Origin of the sequence: Noviherbaspirillum cavernae, assembly GCF_003590875.1 — a bacterium.
GTDB lineage: Bacteria > Pseudomonadota > Gammaproteobacteria > Burkholderiales > Burkholderiaceae_D > Noviherbaspirillum > Noviherbaspirillum cavernae.
This window is the reverse complement of record NZ_QYUN01000002.1, coordinates 2,363,653-2,389,330: the sequence shown is the minus strand read 5'-3', so window position 1 is coordinate 2,389,330 and position 25,678 is coordinate 2,363,653. Positions and strand designations below refer to the sequence as shown.

The following is a 25,678-nucleotide window of genomic DNA, read 5'->3' as shown; positions in this document are numbered from 1 at the left end:
GGCCAGTCCGGAGCGATCGGAATCGGTCGCGCGGACAGTCGGGCGCAACAAGTGCCATGGCAACGATTGAGGCGAACGAGCCTCGAAGAAAATTCTTGTTGACGGCCACCACGGGACTCGGCGGCATAGGGCTAGCTGCCGTTGCCGTGCCATTTCTGAAGAGCATGGGGCCGAGCGAGGCCGCGCGTGCGGCGGGTGCTCCGGTGCAAATGGATATCGACAGAATCGCACCGGGCAGACTGGTAACGATGGAATGGCGAGGCAAGCCGATATGGATACTGCACCGTACGGATGAAATGCTCGCGTCGCTCGGCAAGCACGACGACCTGCTGGCCGATCCGTCGTCGAGCCAGCCGCAGCAGCCGGACTATGCAAGGAATGCTGCCCGCTCGATCAAACCGGAATTTCTCGTGCTGACCGGCATTTGCACGCATCTCGGCTGCATACCGGTGTTCCGCCCGGATGCCGGCGCGGCCGATATGGGTGACGACTGGCCCGGCGGTTTCTATTGCCCTTGCCATGGATCCAAATTCGACCTCGCTGGGCGCGTGTACAAGAATGTTCCCGCGCCGCTCAATCTGGAAGTTCCTGTGCATCGGTATCTGGCCGACGGCAGCTTGTTCGTCGGTGAGGATGAAAAGAAGGGCTGACTTTCATTGAGCGGGACCGCACCCGCTCCCAACGAGAAAATTGCCAGTATGAAATAATACTGGCCTTGTTCCGCGTCTGAATTCCGCGACAACCGACCGCTTCCTGAAATGGCTGACTGCATGTGTTTGAACCAATGCATGAGACGTAATGCACTGCAGCATGTCGGCACGAATACCTGACGGATTTACTCAACTTTGTTATACTTGACCAAAATATTCGGGAATGCAGGAAATTCCCGACCTTGGTAGAAAAGTTTCGCCTTGGAGTTGAGGATTTATGCGTCTGACTACAAAAGGCCGGTTTGCGGTAACCGCGATGATTGACTTGGCGCTGCGCCAGGACAAGGGTCCGGTTACGCTTTCAGCGATCAGCCAGCGCCAGGAGATTTCGCTGTCGTATCTTGAGCAATTATTCGGCAAGTTGCGCCGTCACGAGATCGTGGAATCGGTACGCGGCCCCGGCGGCGGATACACGCTGGCGCGGCGGGCCGAGGATGTGACGGTGGCCGACATCATCATCGCCGTGGACGAGCCGCTGGATGCGACCCAATGCGGTGGCAAGGAAAATTGCCACAGCGCCGACCATGAGCATGGATCGCGCTGCATGACCCACGATCTGTGGGCAACCCTGAATGCAAAGATGGTCGAATATCTGGATTCGGTATCGTTGAAGGATCTGGTGGACCAGCAGAAACAAAAGTGTGCCGAACAAAACGTGGTCATGCTTCATCGCCCCCACGTAGCTGCCTGACTGGAGTGAATTACATGAATGCCCCTTTGGAAAAAAGCCTGATCGACACCCTCAAGGCGCCACATTTCCCGATCTACATGGATTATTCGGCGACCACGCCGATTGATCCGCGTGTTGCCGACAAGATGATCCCGTATCTGCGCGAGCAGTTCGGCAACCCTGCTTCGCGCAGCCATATGTACGGCTGGAGCGCCGAAAAGGCGGTGGAAGAGGCGCGGGCGCAAGTCGCGGCGCTGGTCAATGCCGATCCGCGCGAAATCATCTGGACTTCCGGCGCGACGGAAGGCAACAACCTCGCATTGAAGGGCGCGGCGCAGTTCTACAAGACCAAGGGCAAGCACATCATCACGGTCAAGACCGAACACAAGGCGGTGCTGGACACCGTGCGCGAACTGGAGCGCCAGGGTTTTGAGGCGACTTATCTGCAACCGCAGGACAATGGTCTCATCACCATCGAGCAGCTGGAACAGGCGATTCGCCCTGACACGATCCTGGTGTCCGTGATGCTGGTCAACAACGAGATCGGCGTGATTCAGCCGATCCAGGAAATCGGCGAACTGTGCCGTGCAAAAGGCGTGATCTTCCATTGCGACGCCGCGCAGGCGACCGGCAAGGTGGATATCGATCTGGAAAAGTGGAAAGTCGATCTGATGACCTTTACCGCGCACAAGACCTACGGTCCGAAAGGCATCGGTGCCTTGTATGTGCGCCGCAAGCCGCGTGTGCGTATCGAAGCGCAGATGCACGGCGGCGGTCATGAACGCGGCTTGCGTTCCGGCACCTTGCCGACGCACCAGATCGTTGGCATGGGCGAGGCTTTTCGTATCGCCAAGGAAGAAATGGATGAAGAGATCGCCCGCATCAAGGCGTTGCGCGACCGTCTCGCCAAAGGTCTGACGGAAATCGAGGAAGTCTATGTCAATGGCGACATGGAGCATCGCGTACCGCACAACCTGAACGTGAGCTTCAATTATGTGGAAGGCGAATCGCTCATCATGGCGATCAAGGATATCGCGGTTTCTTCAGGTTCCGCTTGTACTTCGGCCAGTCTGGAACCATCTTATGTATTGAGGGCCTTGGGCCGCAGCGATGAACTGGCGCACAGCTCGATCCGTTTTACCATCGGCCGTTTCACCACGGAAGAGGATATCGATTTCACGATCAAGCTGATCAAGGAAAAGGTGGGCAAGCTGCGCGAACTGTCGCCGCTGTGGGATATGTACAAGGAAGGTATCGATCTCAGCACAATCCAGTGGGCGGCGCACTGATCGGTTTCCTTTCACGCAACATGACTGGCTAAAAATTCAGGAGCATTCAATGTCTTACTCGGAAAAAGTTCTCGACCATTACGAAAATCCGCGCAACGTCGGTGCCTTCGACAAGGGTGATGAGTCGGTGGGAACCGGTATGGTTGGCGCGCCGGCCTGCGGCGACGTGATGAAGTTGCAAATCAAGGTCGGCGCTGATGGCGTGATCGAGGATGCCAAGTTCAAGACTTATGGTTGCGGATCGGCAATTGCCTCCTCTTCGCTGGTGACCGAATGGGTCAAGGGCAAGACGCTGGATCAGGCATTGTCGATCAAGAACACCCAGATCGCGGAAGAGCTGGCCTTGCCGCCGGTGAAGATTCACTGCTCGATCCTGGCGGAAGATGCGATCAAGGCCGCGGTGCAGGATTACAAGGCCAAGCATACGGCTGAATCGAAGGAAGCTGCCTGAGATTGTCGTGCCGGCGCGAGCCGGCATGATTTGAAAGAGACACAAGTGCTATGGCAATCACATTGACCGAAAAAGCGGCGAGGCATATCAACCGCTATATTGAACGGCGCGGCAAAGGCATCGGTTTGCGCTTTGGAGTGCGCACGACCGGCTGCTCCGGACTTGCGTACAAGCTGGAGTATGTGGACGAGAGCGCGACGGAAGACGCAGTGTTCGAGTCGCATGGCGTCAAGGTATTCGTCGATCCGAAAAGCCTGCCGTACATCGATGGCACCGAGCTGGATTTCGCGCGCGAAGGCTTGAACGAGGGCTTCAAGTTCAACAATCCGAACATGAAGGATGAGTGCGGCTGCGGGGAAAGCTTCCGCATTTGATGGTCGGGTGGTCAGGTCATTCCTCGCTGCGCGAGGAATGATGGTCAGCGGAGTGCGGTGCTGCTTGCGACTCCCGTACGTCACCCCACAATGTTTCTACCAAGCCTGTTGAAGTATGAACAGGCTTTTGTTTTAAATGACGATGCAAAATCACTTCGACCTGTTTCATTTGCCGCAGCGCTTCGACATCGACATGACTGCGCTGGACAAGGCGTATCACGAAGTGCAGAACCAGGTACATCCGGACAAGTTCGCTCATGCGAGCGACGCGGAAAAGCGGGTGGCGATGCAATGGGCGACGCGCGCCAACGAGGCGTACAAGACATTGAAGAGCCCGTTCGGACGCGCCGCCTATCTATGTGAACTGAATGGTGTCGATTTGCAGATCGAATCCAATACCGCGATGCCTGGCGCTTTCCTGATGCAGCAAATGGAATGGCGAGAATCGCTGGAGGATGCAAAGGCGGCGAAGGACATCGGTGTACTCGAACGGCTCGAGGCCGAGCTGCGCGGCGCTCGCAAGAAGGAAGTCGAACAGATCGGCAAGTTGCTGGATGCGAATGACTTTCACGCAGCGGCGCAAGGCGTGCGGCAATTGATGTTCCTGGAAAAGTTCGGCGACGAGATCGGGCGCATTTTCGAAACGATGGACATTTGATCGTCACAAGTCATGAACGTCTTGCAAAAGATCGACATCGTCAAAGCCGATATCACGACGCTGGCGGTCGATGCAATTGTGAACGCCGCCAATAGTTCTCTGCTGGGCGGTGGAGGCGTGGACGGTGCGATACATCGTGCGGCGGGCAGGGAGCTGTATCAGGAATGCCTGACGCTGAACGGTTGCAGGACCGGCGAGGCAAAGATCACGAAAGGCTATCGGCTTCCGGCGAAGCACGTGATTCATACCGTCGGGCCGGTTTGGCATGGCGGCAATTCCGGCGAAGCGGCACTGCTTGCTTCCTGCTACGGCAATTCCATGCGGATTGCCGCCGACAATGGCGTGAAGACGATCGCATTTCCGGCAATCAGTACCGGCATCTATGCTTATCCGATCGATGATGCGTGTGCGATAGCGTTTGACACTGTGCTGCTAGCACTCGATACGCATCCAGCGATTGAACGGGTGGTTTTCTGCGCGTTTTCGGATGCCGTTTTTTTAATTTATCAGCGTGAGTACGATCGGCGCAAAGCGCTGGCGACATAGAATTCAAATGGCTCTTCTTCAAATTTCCGAACCCGGCATGTCCACTGCGCCGCACCAGCATCGGCTGGCGGTCGGCATCGATCTGGGCACGACCAATTCGCTGGTTGCCACCGTGCGCAGCAGTATTCCAGAAGTATTGTGCGATGAGGAGGGGCGCGCGTTGCTGCCATCGATCGTGCGCTATCTGCCGAACGGTCACGCCAACATCGGTTACAAGGCGCAAGCCGCGCAGACTACCGATCCGAAAAATACCGTGGTGTCGGCGAAGCGTTTCATGGGACGCGGGCTGAAGGACATTGCGTACGCGGAAAATCTGCCGTACGACTTCCTCGACACGCCGGGGATGGTGCAGCTGAAGACGGTTGCCGGCGTCAAAAGTCCGGTGGAAGTGTCGGCGGAAATCCTCGCCACGCTGCGTCAGCGCGCCGAAGACTCGCTGGGCGACGAACTGGTCGGTGCGGTCATTACCGTGCCGGCGTATTTCGATGACGCGCAACGGCAGGCGACCAAGGATGCCGCAAAGCTTGCCGGCTTGAATGTGCTGCGCCTGTTGAACGAGCCGACTGCCGCCGCGATTGCCTACGGGCTGGATACCGCGTCCGAAGGCGTGTATGCCGTCTACGATCTGGGCGGCGGAACGTTCGACATTTCCATTCTCAAACTCACCAAGGGCGTGTTCGAAGTGCTCGCAACCGGCGGCGATTCTGCGCTTGGCGGCGACGACTTCGATCATCGTCTGTTGTGCTGGATCATCGAACAGGCTCGGCTCGCGCCTTTGTCCGAGCGTGATATGCGTGTGCTGATGGTCAAGTCGCGCGAGGCGAAGGAGCTCCTGTCCACCAAGGCAGAGACCCAGATCGATGCGGTCCTCGGCAGCGGTGAGGAAGTGCATTTGACCTTGAGCGCCGACACGTTTACCCAGATCACGCAGCATCTGGTCAACAAGACCATCACGCCGATCAGGAAGGCGATGCGCGACGCGCATTTGTCGGCCGATGATGTCGATGGTGTCGTACTGGTCGGCGGCGCAACGCGCATGCCGCACATCCGCAAGGCCGTCGGTGATTTTTTCCAGACCACTCCGCTGGCCAATATTGACCCGGACAAGGTTGTGGCGCTCGGCGCGGCGATACAGGCCAATCTGCTGGCCGGCAATCGTGCGACCGGCGATGACTGGCTGCTGCTGGACGTGATTCCGCTTTCGCTTGGCATCGAAACGATGGGCGGCTTGGTGGAAAAAGTCATTCCGCGCAATTCGACCATCCCTTGCGCACGCGCACAGGAATTCACCACCTTCAAGGATGGTCAGACCGCGATGGCGATCCATGTAGTGCAGGGCGAGCGCGAACTGGTCAGCGATTGCCGCTCCCTCGCACGCTTTGAACTGCGCGGCATTCCGCCGATGGCGGCTGGTGCGGCACGCATCCGCGTGACCTACCAGGTCGATGCCGATGGCTTGCTGTCGGTGTCGGCGCGCGAGCAGCAGTCGGGCGTGGAGGCATCGATTGAAGTCAAGCCGTCGTATGGACTGGGCGATGATGAAATCGCGAGAATGCTGCAGGATTCATTCAGTTCGGCCGATGCCGACATGAAGTCCCGGGCATTGCGCGAGGAGCAGGTCGAGGCGCAGCGTATTCTGCTGGCGGTGCAATCGGCGCTGGACGCGGACGGCAATCTGCTGTCGGAGACGGAGCGCGCCGATATCGACGCACTGCTGGATGCAGTACGCCGGCAGGCGCAGGGTGACGATCATCATGCCATCAAGGCTGCGGTCGATGCGCTTGCGCACAGCACCGAAGAATTCGCGGCGCGGCGCATGGATCGCTCCGTGCGGGCTGCGTTGGCTGGCAAGAGACTGGACGACATTGCGCCGGACGCCAGCTAAGCGTCAGCTGGAACACATTCATACTGTAGAGGTAAACAAGTGCCACAAATCGTTGTACTCCCCCATGCGACACTGTGCCCCGACGGGGCCGTTATCGAAGCGCCTTCCGGAAAATCGATCTGCGATGCATTGCTTGAAAACGATATCGACATCGAACATGCCTGCGAAAAATCCTGCGCATGCACCACGTGTCACGTGGTGATTCGCGAAGGGTTCGACTCGCTGAACGAGGCAGAAGAGAAGGAAGAGGATCTGCTCGACCGGGCATGGGGTCTTGAAGCCACTTCGCGTCTGTCATGCCAGTCGCTGGTGCGCGACGAAGACCTGGTTGTCGAAATTCCCAAATACACGATCAATCAGGTCAGCGAGAATCATTGATCTGCCTTATGTCGTGTTTTTTGCCGCGTTTACCGCCCCAAAGAGAACAATCATGAAATGGACTGACATCACGCGCATTGCGGAAGAACTGAACGACAAGTTCCCTGATATCGACCCGTTGACAGTGCGCTTCACCGATTTGCACAAATGGGTGTGCGAGCTGGATGGATTTGACGACGATCCCAATCGATCGGGTGAAAAGATTCTGGAGGCGATACAGGCGGCGTGGATAGAAGAGTCTCAGTAGGACGTTGAATGCGTGAACGCATGCGTCGTCAGATGCGGTCACGACAATTTCGAGAATGAGCAAGCCAATGAAAAAGGGCGGCATGTGCATGCCGCCCTTTTTTCATGTCGGGATTGCGTTCGCCGCGATCAGGCCCGGGCCGTCAAGTTTCCATTGACAACGCGCACACGATCGCCAGCGCTCCATCCTGGCTGTTCCGAATACGGGAACGTGCGCAGCTGTCCGTCTTCCATGCGCACGCGCACCTGGTACGAGGTCGTTGCACGAGTGCGCTTTTCAATTTCATTACCGGCGTAGCCGCCGCCGACCGCGCCCGCAACCGTGGCAAGCTTGCGGCCGTTACCGCCGCCCACTTGATTGCCAAGAACGCCGCCGAGGACTGCGCCAGCGACGATGCCGACGCCGCTGCCTTCTGCTTGCTGCTGGATTGCTTGTACTGATTCGACCCGGCCGCAGCTTTGGCAGATGGCCGGAGCCTGGGCAACCCGGGCAGGTTCGCGGTGAGCCGGGCGCGCCGGAGCGTGGCTCTTTTCCGTTGCGCGCGGCGCTTGGTTGTTCTGCTGCGACGATTGCTGGGGTTGTGGTTCGACGGGATTGCCGGCGGCGATCTGCTGGCCTGTCGTCGCTGCGGGAGTCGTTGCGACGGTGTCCGTCGTGGCGGGTGCCGAAGTACTGTGCGAATTCGGGATCAAGCCGGTCATTGCCGCAACGCCGGTCAGACTTGCCAGCATGACGGCAACCGCCGCACCCGCAACCAGCGGATGAATGCGATTCGTGGTCTTGTTACCTTCCATTTTTACCTCCTGAAAATTGCAGGTGCCGGCATGCGGCGCATGGCGTACATGTCCAAATTATGGGAGGTTGAGGCAGGCAAAAAAAGGGGAAGAGTGTGTCAGATGTAAGGCTTTGTAACGCAGCCGCACTTCATGTGATCTGTCGCGGGACTTGCGAGCGCGGAGTGCGCCGAATGCTTCGGAAAAACAAAAAACGGGACCGCTTCCGGTCCCGTTTCGATCGAACGATTCACTGCCGTGATCACTCTTCGCGGCGCAAATGCGGGAACAGGATGACGTCGCGGATATTCGGCGAATCGGTGATCAGCATCATCAGACGATCGATGCCGATGCCGCATCCACCGGTCGGCGGCATCCCGTATTCCAGCGCGCGGATGAAATCGGCGTCGTAATACATCGCTTCCTCATCGCCGGCATTCTTCGCCGCGACCTGCGCCTGGAAACGCGCCGCCTGATCTTCTGCGTCGTTCAGTTCCGAGAAGCCGTTGGCGATTTCGCGTCCGGTAATGAACAGCTCGAAGCGCTCGGTAATGCCCGCAACGGTATCCGATGCACGCGCCAGCGGTGACACCTCGACTGGATAATCGATGATGTAGGTCGGCTCCCACAACTGCGACTCCGCAGTCTCTTCAAACAGTGCAAGCTGCAATGCACCCACGCCGGCATTCGCATGCGGCTGGACACCGAACTTCTTCAGCTCGGCCTTGAGGAAGACCGCATCGTGCAACTGTTCATTGGTGTAATGCGATGCATACTTGTTGATCGCCTGCACGATGGTCATGCGGTGGAACGGCTTGCTCAGATCAAGCTCGCGGCCCTGATAGGTCAGGCACGCCGTCCCATGCGCATCGATCGCCGCCTGGCGGATCACTGCCTCGGTGAAGTCCATCAGCCACCTGTAATCGACGTAGGCGGCGTAGAACTCCATCATCGTGAATTCCGGGTTGTGGCGCGGCGATACGCCCTCGTTACGGAAATTGCGGTTGACTTCGAACACGCGCTCGAAGCCGCCGACCACCAGTCGCTTCAGGTAAAGCTCGGGTGCGATGCGCAGGAACATTTCCATGTCGAGCGCATTGTGATGCGTGATGAACGGCTTGGCAGCGGCACCGCCGGGAATCACATGCAGCATCGGCGTCTCCACTTCCATGAAACCGTGCTCGTTCATGAAGCGGCGGATCGACGACATCGCGGCAGTGCGTGCCTTGAAGGTGCGGCGCGTGTCTTCGCTCATGATCAAATCGACATAGCGCTGGCGGTACCTGGTTTCCTGATCGGCCAGGCCGTGGAATTTGTCCGGCAGCGGGCGCAGCGACTTGGTCAGCAGGCGCAGGCTCGTGACCTTGATCGACAGTTCGCCAGTCTTGGTTTTGAACAGCAAGCCTTCCGCGCCAAGGATGTCGCCCAGGTCGTAATGCTTGAACGCGGCATGCGTGGCTTCGCCGGCGTTGTCGTTGGTGATGTAGAGCTGGATGCGACCCTCGGCCTTGGCGCCCGACGAGTCCTGAATGGTCGCGAACGAGGCCTTGCCCATCACGCGCTTCAACATCATGCGGCCGGCGACGCTGACCTTGATTGGCTGCGCTTCCAGCGTGTCGTTCTCGTGCATGCCGTATTGCGCATGCAAATCGGCGGCCTTGTGCTGCGGCCGGAAGTCGTTGGGGAATGCGATGCCTTGCTCGCGAATGGCCGCAAGCTTGGCGCGGCGCTCCGCAATGATGGCGTTTTCGTCTTGGGCGGGCGCTGCCGCAGTCTGGTTATTGGTTGTCATGGATAAGACGGTCGATAAGTGCAATGTATGAATGGCGATGGACGAGCCGGGTTATACGCCTTGCTTGAGCGATGCGGCGATGAAGCCGTCCAGCTCGCCATCCAGCACGGCCTTGGTATTGCCCATTTCAAAGTTCGTGCGCAAGTCCTTGATCCGCGACTGGTCGAGCACGTAGGAGCGAATCTGGTGGCCCCAGCCGACATCGGTCTTGGAATCTTCCAGCTTCTGCTGTTCGCTCATGCGCTTGCGCAATTCGAGTTCATACAGGCGCGACTTCAGCATTTCCCACGCCTCGGCACGGTTGCGATGCTGGCTGCGGTCGTTCTGGCACTGCACGACGATGCCCGACGGCGCATGTGTCAGACGCACGGCGGAATCGGTCTTGTTGATGTGCTGGCCACCGGCGCCGGAAGCGCGGTAGGTATCGATGCGCACGTCGGCCGGATTGATGTCGATGTCGATCGACTCATCGACCTCGGGGTAGACGAAGATGCTGGAGAACGAAGTATGACGGCCGTTGGCGGAATCGAAAGGCGACTTGCGCACCAGTCGGTGCACGCCGGTTTCCGTGCGCAGGAAGCCGTAGGCGTATTCGCCTTCGACCTTCAGGGTGGCGGTCTTGATGCCGGCGACTTCGCCCTCCGACTCTTCAAGAATTTCCACCTTGAATCCCTTGCGCTCGCAATAGCGCAGATATTGGCGCAAGAGCATCGAAGCCCAGTCCTGCGCTTCGGTCCCGCCCGCGCCGGCCTGAATGTCGATGAAGCAATTGTTCGGGTCCATCGGATTGGAAAACATCCGGCGGAATTCCATCCCTTCAACCAGTGCGCGCAAGCCTTCGGCATCCTGCTCGACGGCTGCGATGGTGTCTTCATCCTGTTCCTCGCGCGCCATCGCGAACAGGTCGCTGGCATCGCGCAGGTCGGCGTCGATTTTGGTGAGGGTGTGGACAATCGCTTCCAGCGATTTCTTTTCCTTGCCGAGATCCTGGGCCCGCTTGGGCTCGTTCCAGACGTTGGGGTCTTCCAGTTCGGCGTTGACTTGCTCGAGTTTCTCCGACTTCACATCGAAGTCAAAGATACCTCCGTAATTCAGCCTCGCGGGAAGTCAGGTCCGCGAGCAGTGTGGAGAGGGAATTGAGGCGTTCTGCTTCCATGATGATTTCTTCCGCAATCAAACCCGAGATTATACCCGACCAAGGGGCACGCAAGACCGGACAGGACGTCGATTCCGCGAGCGAAAGCGGCATCGAGGCAATGCGGATTCTGGTGCTAAAACGGCAAGTTTATTCAAGCCGCTTCCGCATGCTCGACCAGTAGCTGCACCCGCGTCACGCCGTTAAATTCGTTCACATCGAGCCTGTAGGCGACCATTGCGCGTTCAGGCAGGCTGTCGGCATGACCGAACCAGATCGCGTCATAGCGGCGATCGTCCTTTTCCAGAAGCAACTTCAGATGTTTTTCCTTCAGGACACGCTGATTCAGTACGCGGAATTCATCACAAAAGACGGGGGGCGCAAAGCCCTGGCCCCAAACCTGGGTGTCGAGCAGTTCAATGAACTGCGGCGTGAAATAGGCGTCTTCCAGCGGACCGTCGGTTTCGAGGATGCGTTCCAGCTGTTTTTCGTCGAGCCAGTCGCGCCCGACTTCTTCGAAGGCATTGGAAAACGCTTCAAAGGCGTCGGCACGTAACGACAAGCCGGCTGCCATCGCATGCCCGCCGAATTTGTCGATCAGGGTCGGTGCATGTTTGGAAACAAGATCAAGCGCGTCGCGCAAATGGAAGCCGGCGATCGAGCGGCCCGATCCCTTGATCATGCCGTCACCCGCTGGCGCGAACGTGATGGTCGGACGGTAAAACTTGTCTTTCAGGCGGGAGGCGACGATGCCGATCACGCCTTGATGCCATGACTCGTCGAAGACGCAGATGGTGCGCTTGTCCTGCGGATTGAAGGTGTCGAGCAAGGCCAGCGCCGTATCTTGCATCTCGGCTTCGATTTCGCGCCGTTCGCGGTTGATGGCGTCGAGCTGCTGGGCAATTGCCCAGGCGCGGCCCTCGTCATCGGTGGTGAGACATTCGATGCCCAGTGACATGTCCGCCAATCTACCTGCCGCATTCAGGCGCGGCCCCAGCGCAAATCCGAGGTCGAATGGCGTTGCCTTGCGCGCTTCCCGGCTGGCGGCGCGGAATAGCGCGGCGACGCCGGCATGCATCCGGCCGGCGCGCATGCGCTTGATGCCTTGCGCCACCAGCACGCGGTTGTTGGCGTCGAGCTTGACCACGTCGGCCACGGTCCCGAGCGCGACCAGGTCGAGCAGTACATCGAGCTTGGGCTGCGTCTGCGCATCGAACACGCCGCGCCGGCGCAATTCGGCGCGCAATGCGAGCAGCACGTAAAACATGACGCCAACGCCTGCGAGGTTCTTGCTGGGGAAGCCACACGATGGCTGGTTGGGGTTGACGATGACACGCGCGGCGGGAAGAGTGTCGGCCGGCAAGTGGTGGTCGGTGACGACGACTTCGATGCCGCGCCGGTTGGCTTCCGCGACGCCGTCGATGCTGGCGATGCCGTTGTCAACCGTGACGATGACGTCGGGCGATTTTTCTCTCGCGGTGAGCGCCACGATTTCGGGCGTCAGGCCGTAGCCGTATTCAAAACGATTCGGCACGATGAAATCGACGTGCGCGCCCAGCGCACGCAAGCCGCGCAAGCCGACTGCGCAAGCCGTTGCGCCATCGCAGTCGTAGTCGGCGACGATGACCAGCTTCTTCCGCGCGTCGATGGCATCGGCCAGAAACGCCGCTGCCGCGTCGATATGCAGCAGACCGGAAGGCGGGATCAATGCGTTCAACTCGCTCGCCATCTCCCTTGCATCGGACAAGCCGCGCGCGGCGTATAGCCGTGCAAGCACAGGGTGAATGCCTTGCTGCCGCAGCATTTCGGCGGTACGAAAGGGATAGGAGCGGGTAGCGATGCGGGTCATGGCAACAAGTTGGTAAGTGCGGGTTTGATCCAGAATTTACGCAATGTGTTCTTGCCGGTCGTGTATGCGGCAATGCGCGCGTGATGCGTCGGGATCAGCGTGAGTCGGTCGAGTTTTCCGGTCTTGAGCGCGGCCAGCAATGGTGCAAACCATTCGGCTTCCAGCTGCTCAAGATTGATGAGCCATTGCGCCCAATCGTTGCCCAGCGCGGGTTCAAGCAATTGGTCGAGCAGCAGCAAGCCGCGTTCGGGTGCTGCCGCGATCACCGTCCCGGCATCGGCACCGGGCAAATGATTGCCGCCGAATTGCGCGAACGCGCGCATCCATCCATCCAGATGGATCAGCTCCGTGTATGGGGATTTCGCGCCATCCATGGAAGCCTGCGCGCCACCCCAAAGCCATATTGAATTGACAGGTTTCAAGCCCTTCGATTCGCGTTCGGCATTGAGCGAGCCGGTGAACCAATGCATCTGCACTTCGTTCTGCAGCTTGCGCCAGTTCCGTTCGCCTTCGCCTTTCGGCATCCAGATGTCGATGTTGTGGCCGCATGCGGCATCGGGCGTCGAGGTCTGAAGTCTGCTCCAGTCGTCGGCGCGCACAAACCAGGAGGTCGCGTTGCCGAAACGCAAAGGCTTGCCGACTTCTTCAAACAGCGGTTGCGCGATATCGAACAATGTGCGCGACTCTCGCTCCGTCAAGGCCAGCTGCCGCAGATCGGGCAGGACGAGGTGATCGCGCGCAATATGAAAATGCACGGGGTTCAGCATGAACCAGATGCCGGGCTCATGCGCGAGTCCAAGCGCACGCATTGCCGCTGTTGCGATCGGCGGACTGCCGCCGACGTGCATCTGCTCCTCCAGTCCGAACCGGGAAGCGAGCCATGCCTCATGCGGAAGCGCGCGGGAAATGCCGTCGGCGGATTGTCGAATTGCCGGGGGAGTCTCTCGCCTGGCGCGCGCGACCAGGGTGGCAAGGGCGGGGGTTTTCAGTTCGCGAAACAGGTCGGTTGCCAGTTCTTCCGGCGGCAAGCCGAAGGGGATCAGAATATCGAGATGACTCATGCCCGCGATTGTATGGCAAGTATCGCAAAGTATGGCAAACTGCCGACTATCAAGAAGTTGTCAATAAAGCCCCTCCCCAGTGCATTCACGTCCGCGCACGATGTCTTTGCGATTTTTTGACAACGGCCCTTCAGGAGTTTTCCATTGAGCATCATCAAGAACTTGCCATTCGAGTGGCTGGTCGGCATGCGCTATACGCGCGCCGGACGGCGCAACGGCCGCAACAGTTTCATTTCATTCATCTCCATGATTTCCATGGCGGGCATTGCGCTCGGCGTGGCCGCGTTGATCGTGGTGCTGTCGGTGATGAACGGCTTTCAGAAGGAAGTGCGCGACCGCATGCTGTCGGTGCTGTCGCACATCGAGGTGTTCGACGCATCGGGTTCCATGCAGGATTGGAAACATACTGCGCAAGAGGCGTTTCAGAATCCGGAAGTGAAGGGCGCTGCGCCCTACGTGGCGGGGCAGGCAATGATGATGCGCGACGATACGGTGCGCGGCGTGGTCATACGCGGCGTGCTGCCGCAGGAAGAGCCGAAGGTGTCGGACGTTGCCGCGCAGGTGCGCGAAGGGAGCTTCGACCATTTGACATCGGGCGAATTCAACATCGTGCTCGGCAAGGAGCTGGCGCGCGGATTGCGCGTGCGCGTCGGCGACAAGGTGACGATGATTGCGCCCCAGGGACAGGTGACGCCGGCCGGCGTGCTGCCGCGGCTGAAGCAATTCAACGTGGTCGGCATCTTCGAGGCCGGACACAATGAATACGATTCGGGACTGGCATTCATCCATATCGACGACGCCATGCGGATGTTCAAGCTGGATGCGCCGTCCGGGTTGCGCCTGCGAATCGCGGACATGCAGCAGGCGCCGCAGGTCGCGCTGGAATTGTCCCGTGTCCTGACCGGCAACATGCTGATCCTCGACTGGTCGAAGCAGAACCGCACCTGGTTCGCGGCGGTGCAGACCGAGAAGCGCATGATGTTCATCATCCTGACGCTCATCATCGCCGTCGCCGCATTCAATCTCGTTTCCACGCTCGTGATGACGGTGACGGACAAGCAGGCCGACATCGCGATCCTGCGCACGCTCGGCGCGTCGCCCGGTTCGATCATGAAGATATTCATGATTCAGGGCGCCCTGGTCGGTTTGCTCGGCACCGCCATCGGCGTCGGACTGGGGGTGGTGGTGGCGATGAATATCGATGTCATCGTGCCGTTCATCGAACGCCTGCTCGGCGTGCAGTTCCTGTCCAAGGAAATCTACCTGATCACCTCGCTGCCCTCCGACCTGCGCTGGCCGGACGTATGGACCATCGGCGGCGTCGCGGTCGTTCTCGCATTCGTGGCAACCCTGTATCCGAGCTGGCGCGCAGCCGGCGTGAAGCCCGCAGAAGCCTTGCGGTATGAATGAAAGGAAAATTCCCATGCAATTGATCGGCCTCTTCGATTCCCCTTATGTGCGACGTGTCGCGGTATCCATGCGCTTGCAGGGTTTCGGCTTCGAGCATGTGGCGCTGTCGGTGTTTCGCAATCAGGATGAAATGCGCAAGCTGAATCCGCTGGTCAAGGTGCCGATGCTGGTGCTCGACAATGGCGAGAAGCTGATCGAAAGCAGTTTCATCCTCGATTACCTGGACGACATTGCGTCTGCAGGAAAACGATTGGTCCCTGCATCGGGGGAGGAGCGCCGTCGAGTGCTGCAGCAATGCGCGATTGCGTTGATCGGCACCGAAAAGGCGGTTCAGATCTTGTATGACACCAAATTGCGCCCGGCGGAGAAAACCCACGCGCCGTGGGTCGAGCGTTGCAAGCAACAGATGCATGACGCATTCGGCCTGATGGAGACGCAGCCGGCGTCACCGGTGCTGTCTGGTGCGCCGATCACGCAGGCCGATATCACCTCCACAGTCGCGCTGGCATTCGCGAAGTACGTGCATCCGGCGGAGTTCCCGGCAGGGTGCTATCCGCGCCTGGAGCAATTGTCGGCCTTCTGCGAGGGGCTGCCTGCATTTATCGAAACGCCGATGGAATGATGATGGATCAAGTCGTATTGTCTTGTCGCGGCCTCGCGAAGACCTTCACCCAGGGAAAATATTCGCTCAACGTCTTCCATGGCATCGATCTCGATGTCCGCAGGGGAGAGCGCGTGGCGATTGTCGGCGCGTCCGGTTCGGGCAAGTCGACCCTGCTGCATTTGCTGGGCGGACTCGATACGCCGTCGGCCGGCAGCGTGACCTTGCTCGGCAAGGATTTTGCCAACCTGAGTGACAAGGTGCGCGGCGATCTGCGCAATACCGCACTGGGATTCGTCTATCAATTTCATCACCTGCTGCCGGAGTTTTCGGCGCTGGACAATGTCGGCATGCCGCTGATGATCCGGCGCGACAAGCGGGAACAGGCACACAGTGCGGCGCAGAATCTGCTGTCGCGCGTCGGTCTGGCAAAACGGGTGTCCCATGTGCCGGGCGAATTGTCGGGCGGCGAACGCCAGCGCGTCGCGCTGGCGCGCGCCTTGGTGACGCAGCCCGCCTGTGTGCTGGCCGACGAGCCGACCGGCAATCTCGATCGTCATACTGCGCAGAATACCTTCGACCTGATGCTGGAATTGTCGCGCACGCTGGGCACCGCTTTCGTGATCGTCACGCACGACATCGAGTTGGCGAAACACTGCGACCGTGTGTTGCGACTGTCGGAGGATGGATTGCTGCCTTATGTGGATTGACACGCACTGCCATCTCGACGCGGCGGAATTCGCCGGCGAAGAGGATGCGATCGCCCGACGGGCCGAACAACTGGCCGTGTCATGGATCGTCATTCCGGCAGTGGAACGCGGCAATTTCCGCACCGTCGCCGAACTTGCGCGCAGGAATGCAAACTGTTGCCACGCGCTCGGCATTCATCCGATCTTCGTGCCTCAGGCAGAAGAGGACGATTTGCATGCGCTGCGCGAAGCCGTTTCCGCCGCAATGAACGATGCGAAGTTCGTTGCCATCGGCGAGATCGGGCTGGACTTCTTCGTTCCGCAACTGAACAGCAGCCCGCTACGCGAGAAGCAGGAATACTTCTACAGCGAGCAGCTGAAAATCGCGCGCGATTTCGACTTGCCGGTATTGCTGCATGTGCGCCGCTCGCAGGACATCATTCTCAAATATCTGCGTCGGATTGTGGTCCGCGGCGGCATCGCGCATGCCTTCAACGGCAGCCATCAACAGGCGCAGGCATTCATCGACCTCGGCTTCAAACTCGGATTCGGCGGCGCGATGACTTTCACCCGCGCGCTGCAAATCCGCCGACTGGCGGCGGAACTGCCGCAGGATGTGCTGGTGCTTGAAACGGATGCGCCGGATATATCGCCGGCATGGGTGCATCCGAAGCGGAACAGCCCTGAAGAATTGCCGCGCATCGGACGGGTGCTTGCCGAGCTGCGCGGTGTATCGGACGAAGAGATTGCCGCGATGACCGCCCGTAACGCGCGAAGCGTGCTGCCGCGCCTGGCTGGCCTGAGTTGAATCGATGCGCAGCGCCATCGTTGGCTTCGCAATCGGCGTGGCGCTGCTGCAGGTTCAGGCGGAATTGCCGGGCAAATATCTGCTTTGCACATTCGTCGCGATTGCCATGCTGCTCTGGCTGGGCGCGCGCAGAAACAACCGTTCCTTCATCAATATCCCCTTGCTGGCCGGCTGCGGCGCGTTGCTCGGTTTCGCATGGGCCGCCGTTATCGCTCATCACTACCTGGCACAGGAGTTGCCACGGGAATGGGAAGGGCGCGACATCACGCTGATCGGCACGATAGACAGCCTGCCACATCGCCTTGAGCAAGGTGTCCGTTTCAATTTTGTGGTGGAACGCGCAACTGCGGATGACGGCAGCAAGCCGCCCGTTCCCGACAAGCTGGCATTGTCCTGGTACTCGGGGTACTCGGCCTTTCGCGCCGAGGAATTGCAGCCGGTGGGCGACGTGCATCCCGGCGAACGCTGGCAGTTGAAAGTGCGTCTACGCCGGCCGCATGGCAATGCCAATCCCTACGGCTTTGATTACGAGGCCTGGCTGCTGGAGCAGGGATTGCGCGCCACCGGTTATGTCAGAGATGACCGGGAGGCAGGGAATCAGCGCCTCGACGATTTCGTTTTCAGCTTCGGCCACGCCGTCGAGCGCTCGCGCGAATGGCTGCGCGACCGTATCTACGAGGCATTGCCCGACAAGGAGTACGCGGGCATCATCGTGGCGCTGGTGATCGGCGACCAGCGCGAGATCAGCCAGTCGGACTGGGTGGTGTTCAATCGCGCAGGCGTGGGGCATCTGATTTCCATCTCCGGCTTGCACATCACGATGATTGCCGGCCTGATGGCGAGCCTCGCATTTGCGTTGTGGCGGCGTTCCTTTTTCACGCAGGCGGGATTGCCGCTGATGTTGCCGGCGCAAAAGACGGCTGCGCTGGCCGGAGCCGGGACCGCGTTGCTCTACGTGTTGCTGGCCGGCTTCGGCGTGCCGGCGCAACGTACGCTGTACATGCTGTCGGTTGCCGCACTCGCACTCTGGTTCGGACGGATCGCCAATGTGTCGCATGTACTGTGCTGCGCACTGCTTGCCGTGTTGTTGCTGGATCCGTGGGCGGTGCTGTGGCCCGGTTTCTGGCTGTCGTTTGGCGCGGTGGCGATCATTCTGTATGCGACAGTCGGCAGAGCGCAAGGCTTCGCCGGCAATGAACCGCCTGTGACGCAGCGATGGCTCGCCACGCTCCAATCGGCGACGCATACGCAGTACGTCGTCACGCTTGGCCTTGTACCGCTGACCATGCTGCTGTTCGGCCAGATTTCGCTGGTCAGCCCGGTGGCAAACGCCATCGCCATTCCCGTCATCAGCCTCGTCGTCACGCCATTGTCACTGGCGGGAAGTCTGCTTCCTGCGCCGCTGTCGGGTTGGCTGCTGAGTGGCGCCCATGTGTTGCTGGAATGGCTCGCGGCCGCGCTGAAATGCTTGAGCGCCTTGTCGCTCGCGGTGTGGACGGCGCCGATTCCTCCGTGGTGGCTGTTCGTATTGGCGTTGATCGGCGTTCTGTGGCTGCTGGCCCCGCGCGGCTGGCCGCTGCGGTGGCTGGGGCTGGCGGCCGTGCTGCCGCTGGCATTGAATGTCGCAGCGCGCCCGCGCGAAGGAGAAATGTGGATTACCGCATTCGACGTAGGACAGGGGACGGCGCTTCTCATCGAGACGCGCAACCACAGACTGCTCTACGATACCGGCCCGGCTTATTCAGTGGATGCGAATGGCGGCAACCGCGTCATCGTTCCGTACCTGAAGGCGCGCGGAATCAGTACGCTCGATGGCGCGATCATTTCGCATGGCGATATCGACCATTCCGGCGGAGCCTTGTCGGTTTTTCAGGAAATCGGGGTTGGCTGGGTGTCATCCTCGCTCCCGGAGCAGCATCCGATCGTGCTGTCGACGCCCGATCATCGCCGCTGCGAAGCCGGACAGGCATGGTCGTGGGATGGCGTGCAGTTCGACATGCTGCATCCGGCGGCAGTCAGCTACGACAGCACGAAATGGAAGCCGAATGCGCGCAGCTGCACGCTCAAGATCACGCTTGGAAGTCGTTCCATATTGTTGCCAGGCGATATCGAAGCGGTGCAGGAAGCGGAACTGGTCGAAAGCGATGCCGACCGCTTGCGCGCATCGGTGCTGCTGGCGCCGCATCACGGCAGCGGCACCTCATCCACCATGCCGTTCCTGAATGCAGTCCGGCCGCAAATCGCGTTGTTCCAGGTCGGCTATCGCAATCGCTACCGCCATCCCAAGTCCGAAGTGTTCGAACGATATGGCGAACTGGGCATTCAACGCTTGCGCAGCGACGCCGCCGGAGCAATCACATTGCATTTCGGCGACGACTTGAGCGTGTCGGAATACCGGTCGGAACATGCCCGCTATTGGTATGACAGGTGACAAGCGTTGATCCCCGGTCAACCCTGCGCAGTTCGTGCCTATTGACATTACAATCGTGAGCATTTTGCGAAATTCATTGCCCGCTTCCCGCTCCATGTCCAGACCGCCAATCCATTTCGTCCATGCCAACAGCTATCCGGCCGGCACATACCGATTGTTCCTCGCGCATTTGAGTGAACATTACGATGTGCAGGCGCTGGACATGCACGCGCACAATCCGAAATACCCGGTGCGCAATGGATGGGATGCCCTTGCGAAGGAGCTGACCGATGAATTGCTCGCGCGTTACAACGCACCTGTCGTGCTGGTCGGCCACTCGATGGGCGGCATGTTGAGCCTGATGGTGGCGAACGCGCGGCCGGATCTGGTGAGCAGCGTGATATTGCTCGATTCACCGGTAGTCGCCGGATGGCGCGCAGCCTTGCTGCGGATTGCAAAGACGCTGGGCGCGGACAGGAAGTTCCCGCCCGCGCAGGCCTCGGCGAAGCGCAAGAACCTGTGGCCCAGTGCGGAGGACGCGCATCGGCACTATGCCGCCAAGAGGCTGTTCGCCATCTGGCCGCAGGAAGTCTTGCGCGACTATCTTCAGCACGGCCTCGCACCCCATCCGCAAGGAGTCACCCTGCGCTTCACGCGGGAGACCGAAACCGCCGTCTATCGAAGTCTTCCCCACCATATTGGCGGCATGGTGCGACGCTCCTTTCCCGTACCGGTCGGCTTCATCGGCGGCATCGACTCCGTCGAATGCCGTCAGGCCGGACTCACGGCAACCAGACGTCTGGTCGGAAAACATTTCACGCAAATCGCCGGGGGGCATCTGTTTCCCATGGAATCTCCCGTGGCGGCAGCCCATGCAGTCCACGCCATGCTGCAGGAGTTGCTTCACACACGAGAAAAATAATGCGCTATTCACCGTTCCGTTCGATTCTCCTGTCCCTCGCCATCCTGTCCGCCGCCGAAGCCAGGGCCGATGGGTTCAGCAGTTTCGTGTCCGATTTTCAAAACGCGATGGAACACGGCAAGCTCATCCACGAACTGGGCATCGACAACGACAGCCTGCTGTTCAACCGGGATGACGGCTTCTATACGAGCGGCATGTTCTATACGCGCCGCTACGCGGTACAGGACTCGTCGAAAGTCACGATGTTTGGCTGGCGCATCGGCCAGGAGCTTTACACCGCCTCGGATATCAAGCTGCCGCCTGAAAAGATTGGTCCGCCGGACCATCCCTACGCAGCGTGGCTGTTCGGCGGGATTTTCAAGGAAATCCACAGGAACGATGGCAGCCATTCGAGACTGGGCCTCGATTTCGGATGCCTCGGGCTGTGCGCCGGCGGCGAATGGACCCAGGATACCCTGCATGCGATATTGAACCAGCCCATGCCGCAAGGATGGAGCAAGCAGGTGCGAAATGAATTCGGCGTGGTATTGCACGCGGACGTCGCCCCGATTCGCTGGACACCCATACCTTCGCTCGACATCACGCCGAGCATGAAAGGGCGGTTCGGCAATATTTACACGGATGTCGCCGGTGACGTGACGATACGGGCCGGGCGTTTGAACATCTTGCCTTATCAGCCAGCATTGCACGGATTCCTGCGCATGGAGGCGCGCGCAGTTGCTTACAACGCCACGCTGCAAGGCGGCTACTTCTCAAACGGCAATCCGTATACCGTGGAACCGAAGCGCGCCGTGGGTGAAATCGAGGCCGGCATGGCCTGGATTGGCGCATCGTATGCGCTCAAGGCATCGATAGTCAGACGCAGCAACGAGATACGCGATTTGTCCAATTCAATCGGCGCACAGAATTTCGTCCGCTTGCAGATTGTGTACATGCCTTGAGTTCACGCAAATCGTTCATCAATTGCTTATTTGAATGGCAATAAAAAGGCGCAAAGACCAAAATGAGCCGCACGCTTTGGGGTATAATTTGAATTTCCCGCACGTGCCGTTCGGCACATTCAGCAATGACCAAGTTTGTATTCGTCACTGGCGGCGTCGTATCTTCCCTGGGCAAGGGAATCGCCGCCGCGTCTCTGGCTTCGATCCTCGAATCGCGCGGCCTCAAAGTCACTCTTCTTAAACTCGATCCGTACATCAACGTGGACCCGGGCACGATGAGCCCGTTCCAGCATGGCGAAGTCTTCGTCACCGATGACGGCGCGGAAACCGATCTTGACCTTGGTCACTATGAACGCTTCATCACGGCCAGGATGAAGAAGGTCAACAATTTCACCACTGGCCAGATTTACGAGTCCGTCATCCGCAAGGAGCGGCGAGGTGAATATCTCGGCAAGACGGTGCAGGTGATTCCGCATATCACCAATGAAATCCAGGACTATATTCATCGCGGAGCGGAAGGCTTCGACGTGGCGCTGGTCGAAATCGGCGGTACCGTCGGCGATATCGAATCGCTTCCGTTTCTCGAAGCCGCGCGTCAATTGAGCCTGCGCGCCGGACGCAATGCGGCCGCATTCGTGCATTTGACGCTGGTGCCGTATATCGCATCCGCCGGCGAGTTAAAGACCAAGCCGACCCAGCACAGTGTGCAGAAGCTGCGCGAGATCGGCATCTCGCCCGACGCGCTGCTGTGCCGCGCAGATCGCCGCATTCCCGACGATGAGCGCGCCAAGATTTCGCTGTTCTCCAACGTGCAGGAAGACGCCGTCATCTCGGTTTGGGATGCCGACACCATCTACAAGATTCCACAGATGTTGCACGACCAGGGGCTGGATGCAATCGTGTGCGAAAAGCTCGGACTGTCGCCCAGACCGGCCGATCTGTCGGTCTGGACCAGGCTCGTCTATGCGCTGGAAAATCCGAAAGCCGAAATTACCATCGGCATGGTCGGCAAGTATGTCGATCTGACCGAGTCCTACAAATCGCTGACCGAAGCATTGCGTCACGCAGGCATTCACACCGAAAGCCGCGTCAACATCGAATATCTCGATTCCGAAGAGATCGAGGCCAACGGTACCGCCGGCCTCGCGAAGTACGATGCGATCCTGGTGCCGGGCGGCTTCGGCAAGCGCGGTGTCGAAGGCAAGATCGCCGCGGCGAAATATGCACGTGAAAACAAGGTGCCATACCTCGGCATCTGTCTCGGCATGCAAGTCGCGCTGATCGAGTTCTCGCGCCACAAGGCAGATCTTGCGAAGGCCAACTCGACTGAATTCGATCCGGATACCGAACATCCGGTGGTAGCTCTCATCAACGAGTGGCAAAACCATGACGGCAAAGTCGAAAAGCGCGATGCCAATTCCGACCTCGGCGGAACGATGCGCCTCGGCGCGCAGACTTGCGCAGTGAAGCCGGGCACGATCGCGGCCGAAATCTATGGCACGGAAGTGACCGAGCGTCATCGTCATCGCTATGAGGCAAACAACCATTATCTCGGTCGTGTGGAAGAGGCCGGCCTGATCGTGTCGGCCCGCACGCCGACCGAAGACCTGTGTGAAATCATGGAATTGCCCCGCACGGGCGATATTGCTCATCCGTGGTACGTCGGTGTGCAGTACCACCCGGAGTTCAAATCGACGCCGCGCGACGGCCATCCGTTGTTCATTTCCTACATCAAGGCAGCGCTCGGGTACAAGCAATCCGCCTCGGAGAGGAAAGCGGCATGAAGCTTTGCGGTTTCGAAGCCGGACTCGACCGGCCATTCTTCCTGATTGCCGGCCCTTGCGTGATCGAATCGCAGCAGATGGCGCTGGATACCGCCGGTCGTCTGAAGGAGATCACGGGCGAACTCGGCATCCCGTTCATCTACAAATCCTCATTCGACAAGGCCAATCGCTCCTCCGGTTCGTCTTTCCGTGGCCTCGGCATGGAGAAGGGGCTGGAAATCCTGACCGAGGTGAAGAAGCAGATCGGCGTGCCGGTCTTGACCGACATCCACGAAATCGACGAAATAAAGCCGGTGGCAGCAGTGGTCGACGTGCTGCAAACCCCGGCATTCCTGTGTCGCCAGACCGACTTCATTCGCGCTTGCGCGCAATCGGGCAAGCCGGTCAATATCAAGAAAGGCCAGTTCCTCGCGCCGCATGACATGAAAAACGTCATCGACAAGGCGCGGGAGGCAGCGAAAGAGGCCGGATTGTCGGAAGACAGTTTCATGGCCTGCGAGCGCGGCGTTTCCTTCGGCTACAACAATCTTGTATCCGACATGCGTTCGCTGGCAATCATGCGCGAGACTGGCTGCCCGGTCGTGTTCGATGCAACACATTCGGTGCAATTGCCGGGCGGGCAGGGTACGTCATCCGGTGGTCAGCGCGAATTCGTGCCGGTGCTGGCGCGCGCTGCGGTAGCGGTCGGTATCGCCGGCCTGTTCATGGAAACCCATCCAAACCCGTCCGAAGCCAAATCGGACGGCCCGAATGCCGTGCCGTTGAGCCGCATCAAGGAATTGCTTGCGACACTCGTCACGCTCGACCGGGCTGTGAAAAACGTCGGCTTTCTGGAAAACGATTTTTCTTGATTGCTTTGATGCAGGGTGCGCCATGCGCACCGACTAACGAATAAAACCAAGTTCCGGTGCGCATGGCGCACCCTACATTTTCTTTATGTCTGGGAGATTTGCATGAGTGCCATCGTTGATATCATCGGTCGCGAAATTATCGATTCGCGCGGCAATCCTACCGTCGAATGCGACGTGCTGCTGGAGTCCGGCGTCATGGGGCGCGCAGCGGTACCATCCGGCGCATCCACCGGTTCGCGCGAAGCGATCGAACTGCGCGACGGCGACAAGAGCCGCTACCTCGGCAAGGGCGTGCTGAAAGCCTGCGAGAACATCAATACCGAAATTTCCGAAGCGATCATGGGACTGGATGCCAACGAGCAGGCCTTCCTCGACCGTACGCTGATCGATCTGGATGGCACTGAAAGCAAGAGCCGCCTCGGCGCAAATGCAATGCTGGCGGTATCGATGGCTGTCGCCAAGGCTGCCGCGGAAGAGTCCGGCCTGCCGCTGTACCGCTATTTCGGTGGCTCCGGTGCGATGCAGATGCCTGTCCCGATGATGAACGTCATCAATGGCGGCGCGCATGCCGACAATAACCTGGATTTGCAGGAATTCATGATCATTCCGGTGGGCGCTCCGAGCTTCCGCGAAGCGATCCGCTACGGTGCTGAAGTATTCCATACGCTGAAGAAGATCCTGCACGACAAGGGCTTGACCACCGCCGTGGGCGATGAGGGCGGCTTTGCTCCGTCGGTCGACAATCATGAGGCGGCAATCAAGCTGATCCTGCAAGCGATCGAGCAAGCCGGCTACGAGCCTGGCACGCAAATCGCGCTGGGTCTGGACTGCGCTGCCAGCGAGTTTTACAAGGATGGCAAGTATCGTCTCGATGGCGAAAACCTGACGCTATCCTCGTCCGACTTCACGAACCTCCTCGCGACCTGGTGCGACAAGTATCCGATCATCTCGATCGAAGACGGCATGGCCGAGAACGATTGGGAAGGCTGGGCAACGCTGACCAATGCGCTTGGCAAGAAGGTGCAGCTGGTCGGTGACGACCTGTTCGTGACCAACACCAAGATCCTGCGCGAAGGTATTCAGAAGAACATCGCCAACTCGATCCTGATCAAGATCAACCAGATCGGCACGCTGACCGAAACGTTTGCCGCCATCGAAATGGCCAAGCGCGCCGGTTACACTGCGGTGATTTCGCATCGCTCCGGCGAGACCGAAGATGCGACGATCGCGGATATCGCGGTTGGCACCAATGCGCTGCAGATCAAGACCGGCTCGATGTCGCGTTCCGACCGCATGGCGAAGTACAACCAGCTGCTGCGCATCGAGGAAGATCTGGGCGACATCGCCAGCTACCCGGGCCGCAACGCGTTCTACAATCTGAAATAAGCCTGACCATCCAACCCGAAGGTGATATGCCTTCGGGTTGTGTCTATCCGTGACGTGT

Annotated in this window: 25 protein-coding genes; 20 read left to right on the top strand and 5 right to left on the bottom strand. The window is 59.3% G+C overall.

Annotation, left to right across the window (positions count from 1 at the left end; translation table 11 throughout):
* Nucleotides 1-56 precede the first annotated feature (56 nt).
* From petA to iscX, 10 genes are all read left to right on the top strand, one after another.
* On the top strand, nt 57-650 hold the full coding sequence (gene petA / locus D3870_RS11130) for a ubiquinol-cytochrome c reductase iron-sulfur subunit (RefSeq protein WP_119739113.1): 594 nt from the start codon (nt 57-59) through the stop codon (nt 648-650).
* Between the two features lie 277 nt (nt 651-927).
* A complete protein-coding gene (gene iscR, locus D3870_RS11125) occupies nt 928-1,401 on the top strand; it encodes a Fe-S cluster assembly transcriptional regulator IscR (RefSeq protein WP_119739111.1) in 474 nt (157 codons plus the stop codon).
* A 14-nt stretch (nt 1,402-1,415) separates the two neighbouring features.
* Nucleotides 1,416-2,669: an IscS subfamily cysteine desulfurase gene (locus D3870_RS11120; RefSeq protein ID WP_119739109.1), complete on the top strand. Its 1,254-nt coding sequence runs from the start codon at nt 1,416-1,418 to the stop codon at nt 2,667-2,669.
* Between the two features lie 49 nt (nt 2,670-2,718).
* Nucleotides 2,719-3,120, top strand: a complete 402-nt coding sequence (gene iscU, locus D3870_RS11115) for a Fe-S cluster assembly scaffold IscU (protein ID WP_119739107.1) — start codon at nt 2,719-2,721, stop codon at nt 3,118-3,120.
* Nucleotides 3,121-3,170: 50 nt separating this feature from the next.
* On the top strand, nt 3,171-3,494 hold the full coding sequence (gene iscA, locus D3870_RS11110) for an iron-sulfur cluster assembly protein IscA (protein ID WP_119739105.1): 324 nt from the start codon (nt 3,171-3,173) through the stop codon (nt 3,492-3,494).
* Nucleotides 3,495-3,636: 142 nt separating this feature from the next.
* Nucleotides 3,637-4,152: a Fe-S protein assembly co-chaperone HscB gene (gene hscB, locus D3870_RS11105; protein WP_119741966.1), complete on the top strand. Its 516-nt coding sequence runs from the start codon at nt 3,637-3,639 to the stop codon at nt 4,150-4,152.
* A 12-nt stretch (nt 4,153-4,164) separates the two neighbouring features.
* Nucleotides 4,165-4,698 carry an O-acetyl-ADP-ribose deacetylase gene (locus D3870_RS11100; protein WP_119739103.1) on the top strand — a complete coding sequence of 178 codons (534 nt, stop codon included), beginning with the start codon at nt 4,165-4,167 and terminating at the stop codon, nt 4,696-4,698.
* A 7-nt stretch (nt 4,699-4,705) separates the two neighbouring features.
* The gene (gene hscA, locus D3870_RS11095) at nt 4,706-6,583 is read left to right on the top strand and encodes a Fe-S protein assembly chaperone HscA (protein WP_119739102.1); all 1,878 of its coding nucleotides are present in this window, start codon (nt 4,706-4,708) and stop codon (nt 6,581-6,583) included.
* 39 nt (nt 6,584-6,622) lie between these two features.
* On the top strand, nt 6,623-6,961 hold the full coding sequence (gene fdx / locus D3870_RS11090; RefSeq protein WP_119739100.1) for an ISC system 2Fe-2S type ferredoxin: 339 nt from the start codon (nt 6,623-6,625) through the stop codon (nt 6,959-6,961).
* Between the two features lie 52 nt (nt 6,962-7,013).
* A complete protein-coding gene (iscX, locus tag D3870_RS11085; protein WP_119741964.1) occupies nt 7,014-7,208 on the top strand; it encodes a Fe-S cluster assembly protein IscX in 195 nt (64 codons plus the stop codon).
* A 128-nt stretch (nt 7,209-7,336) separates the two neighbouring features.
* Here the strand turns inward: iscX and D3870_RS11080 are convergent, their stop codons facing one another.
* The 5 genes from D3870_RS11080 to D3870_RS11060 all read right to left on the bottom strand — a co-directional run bounded on the left by D3870_RS11080 (nt 7,337) and on the right by D3870_RS11060 (nt 13,818).
* Nucleotides 7,337-8,002 (bottom strand): outer membrane lipoprotein, encoded by a 666-nt coding sequence (locus D3870_RS11080; protein ID WP_119739098.1) that lies wholly within the window; start codon nt 8,000-8,002, stop codon nt 7,337-7,339.
* A 241-nt stretch (nt 8,003-8,243) separates the two neighbouring features.
* Nucleotides 8,244-9,773 (bottom strand): lysine--tRNA ligase, encoded by a 1,530-nt coding sequence (gene lysS, locus D3870_RS11075; RefSeq protein WP_119739096.1) that lies wholly within the window; start codon nt 9,771-9,773, stop codon nt 8,244-8,246.
* Nucleotides 9,774-9,824: 51 nt separating this feature from the next.
* Nucleotides 9,825-10,929, bottom strand: a protein-coding gene (gene prfB, locus D3870_RS11070; protein WP_119739094.1) for a peptide chain release factor 2 whose coding sequence is annotated in 2 segments (ribosomal slippage) — nt 9,825-10,847 and nt 10,849-10,929 — 1,104 coding nt in all. Because the reading frame shifts where the segments join, the coding sequence is not laid out codon by codon here.
* 133 nt (nt 10,930-11,062) lie between these two features.
* Complete coding sequence (recJ, locus tag D3870_RS11065; RefSeq protein WP_119739091.1) at nt 11,063-12,757, bottom strand: single-stranded-DNA-specific exonuclease RecJ; 1,695 nt, start codon at nt 12,755-12,757, stop codon at nt 11,063-11,065.
* Complete coding sequence (locus D3870_RS11060; protein ID WP_119739089.1) at nt 12,754-13,818, bottom strand: hypothetical protein; 1,065 nt, start codon at nt 13,816-13,818, stop codon at nt 12,754-12,756. The genes recJ and D3870_RS11060 overlap by 4 nt, the downstream gene beginning before the upstream one ends.
* Nucleotides 13,819-13,962: 144 nt before the next feature.
* Between D3870_RS11060 and D3870_RS11055 the strand changes: the two genes are divergently transcribed.
* From D3870_RS11055 to eno, 10 genes are all read left to right on the top strand, one after another.
* Nucleotides 13,963-15,228: a lipoprotein-releasing ABC transporter permease subunit gene (locus D3870_RS11055; RefSeq protein WP_119739088.1), complete on the top strand. Its 1,266-nt coding sequence runs from the start codon at nt 13,963-13,965 to the stop codon at nt 15,226-15,228.
* A gap of 13 nt (nt 15,229-15,241) precedes the next feature.
* The gene (locus tag D3870_RS11050) at nt 15,242-15,850 is read left to right on the top strand and encodes a glutathione S-transferase family protein (RefSeq protein ID WP_158590432.1); all 609 of its coding nucleotides are present in this window, start codon (nt 15,242-15,244) and stop codon (nt 15,848-15,850) included.
* 2 nt (nt 15,851-15,852) lie between these two features.
* Nucleotides 15,853-16,539, top strand: a complete 687-nt coding sequence (gene lolD / locus D3870_RS11045) for a lipoprotein-releasing ABC transporter ATP-binding protein LolD (RefSeq protein ID WP_119741962.1) — start codon at nt 15,853-15,855, stop codon at nt 16,537-16,539.
* Nucleotides 16,529-17,326 carry a TatD family hydrolase gene (locus D3870_RS11040; RefSeq protein WP_119739084.1) on the top strand — a complete coding sequence of 266 codons (798 nt, stop codon included), beginning with the start codon at nt 16,529-16,531 and terminating at the stop codon, nt 17,324-17,326. The genes lolD and D3870_RS11040 overlap by 11 nt, the downstream gene beginning before the upstream one ends.
* A gap of 4 nt (nt 17,327-17,330) precedes the next feature.
* Nucleotides 17,331-19,757: a DNA internalization-related competence protein ComEC/Rec2 gene (locus tag D3870_RS11035; protein WP_119739082.1), complete on the top strand. Its 2,427-nt coding sequence runs from the start codon at nt 17,331-17,333 to the stop codon at nt 19,755-19,757.
* A 94-nt stretch (nt 19,758-19,851) separates the two neighbouring features.
* Entirely contained in the window at nt 19,852-20,658 is an 807-nt protein-coding gene (locus tag D3870_RS11030; protein ID WP_119739080.1) for an alpha/beta fold hydrolase, read from the top strand.
* Entirely contained in the window at nt 20,658-21,599 is a 942-nt protein-coding gene (locus D3870_RS11025) for a lipid A deacylase LpxR family protein (protein WP_242489938.1), read from the top strand. The genes D3870_RS11030 and D3870_RS11025 overlap by 1 nt, the downstream gene beginning before the upstream one ends.
* 125 nt (nt 21,600-21,724) lie before the next feature.
* Nucleotides 21,725-23,383 (top strand): CTP synthase, encoded by a 1,659-nt coding sequence (locus D3870_RS11020; RefSeq protein WP_119739078.1) that lies wholly within the window; start codon nt 21,725-21,727, stop codon nt 23,381-23,383.
* A complete protein-coding gene (kdsA, locus tag D3870_RS11015) occupies nt 23,380-24,234 on the top strand; it encodes a 3-deoxy-8-phosphooctulonate synthase (RefSeq protein WP_119739076.1) in 855 nt (284 codons plus the stop codon). The genes D3870_RS11020 and kdsA overlap by 4 nt, the downstream gene beginning before the upstream one ends.
* Nucleotides 24,235-24,336: 102 nt before the next feature.
* Nucleotides 24,337-25,620 (top strand): phosphopyruvate hydratase, encoded by a 1,284-nt coding sequence (gene eno, locus D3870_RS11010; RefSeq protein ID WP_119739074.1) that lies wholly within the window; start codon nt 24,337-24,339, stop codon nt 25,618-25,620.
* The last annotated feature ends 58 nt before the right edge of the window (nt 25,621-25,678 follow it).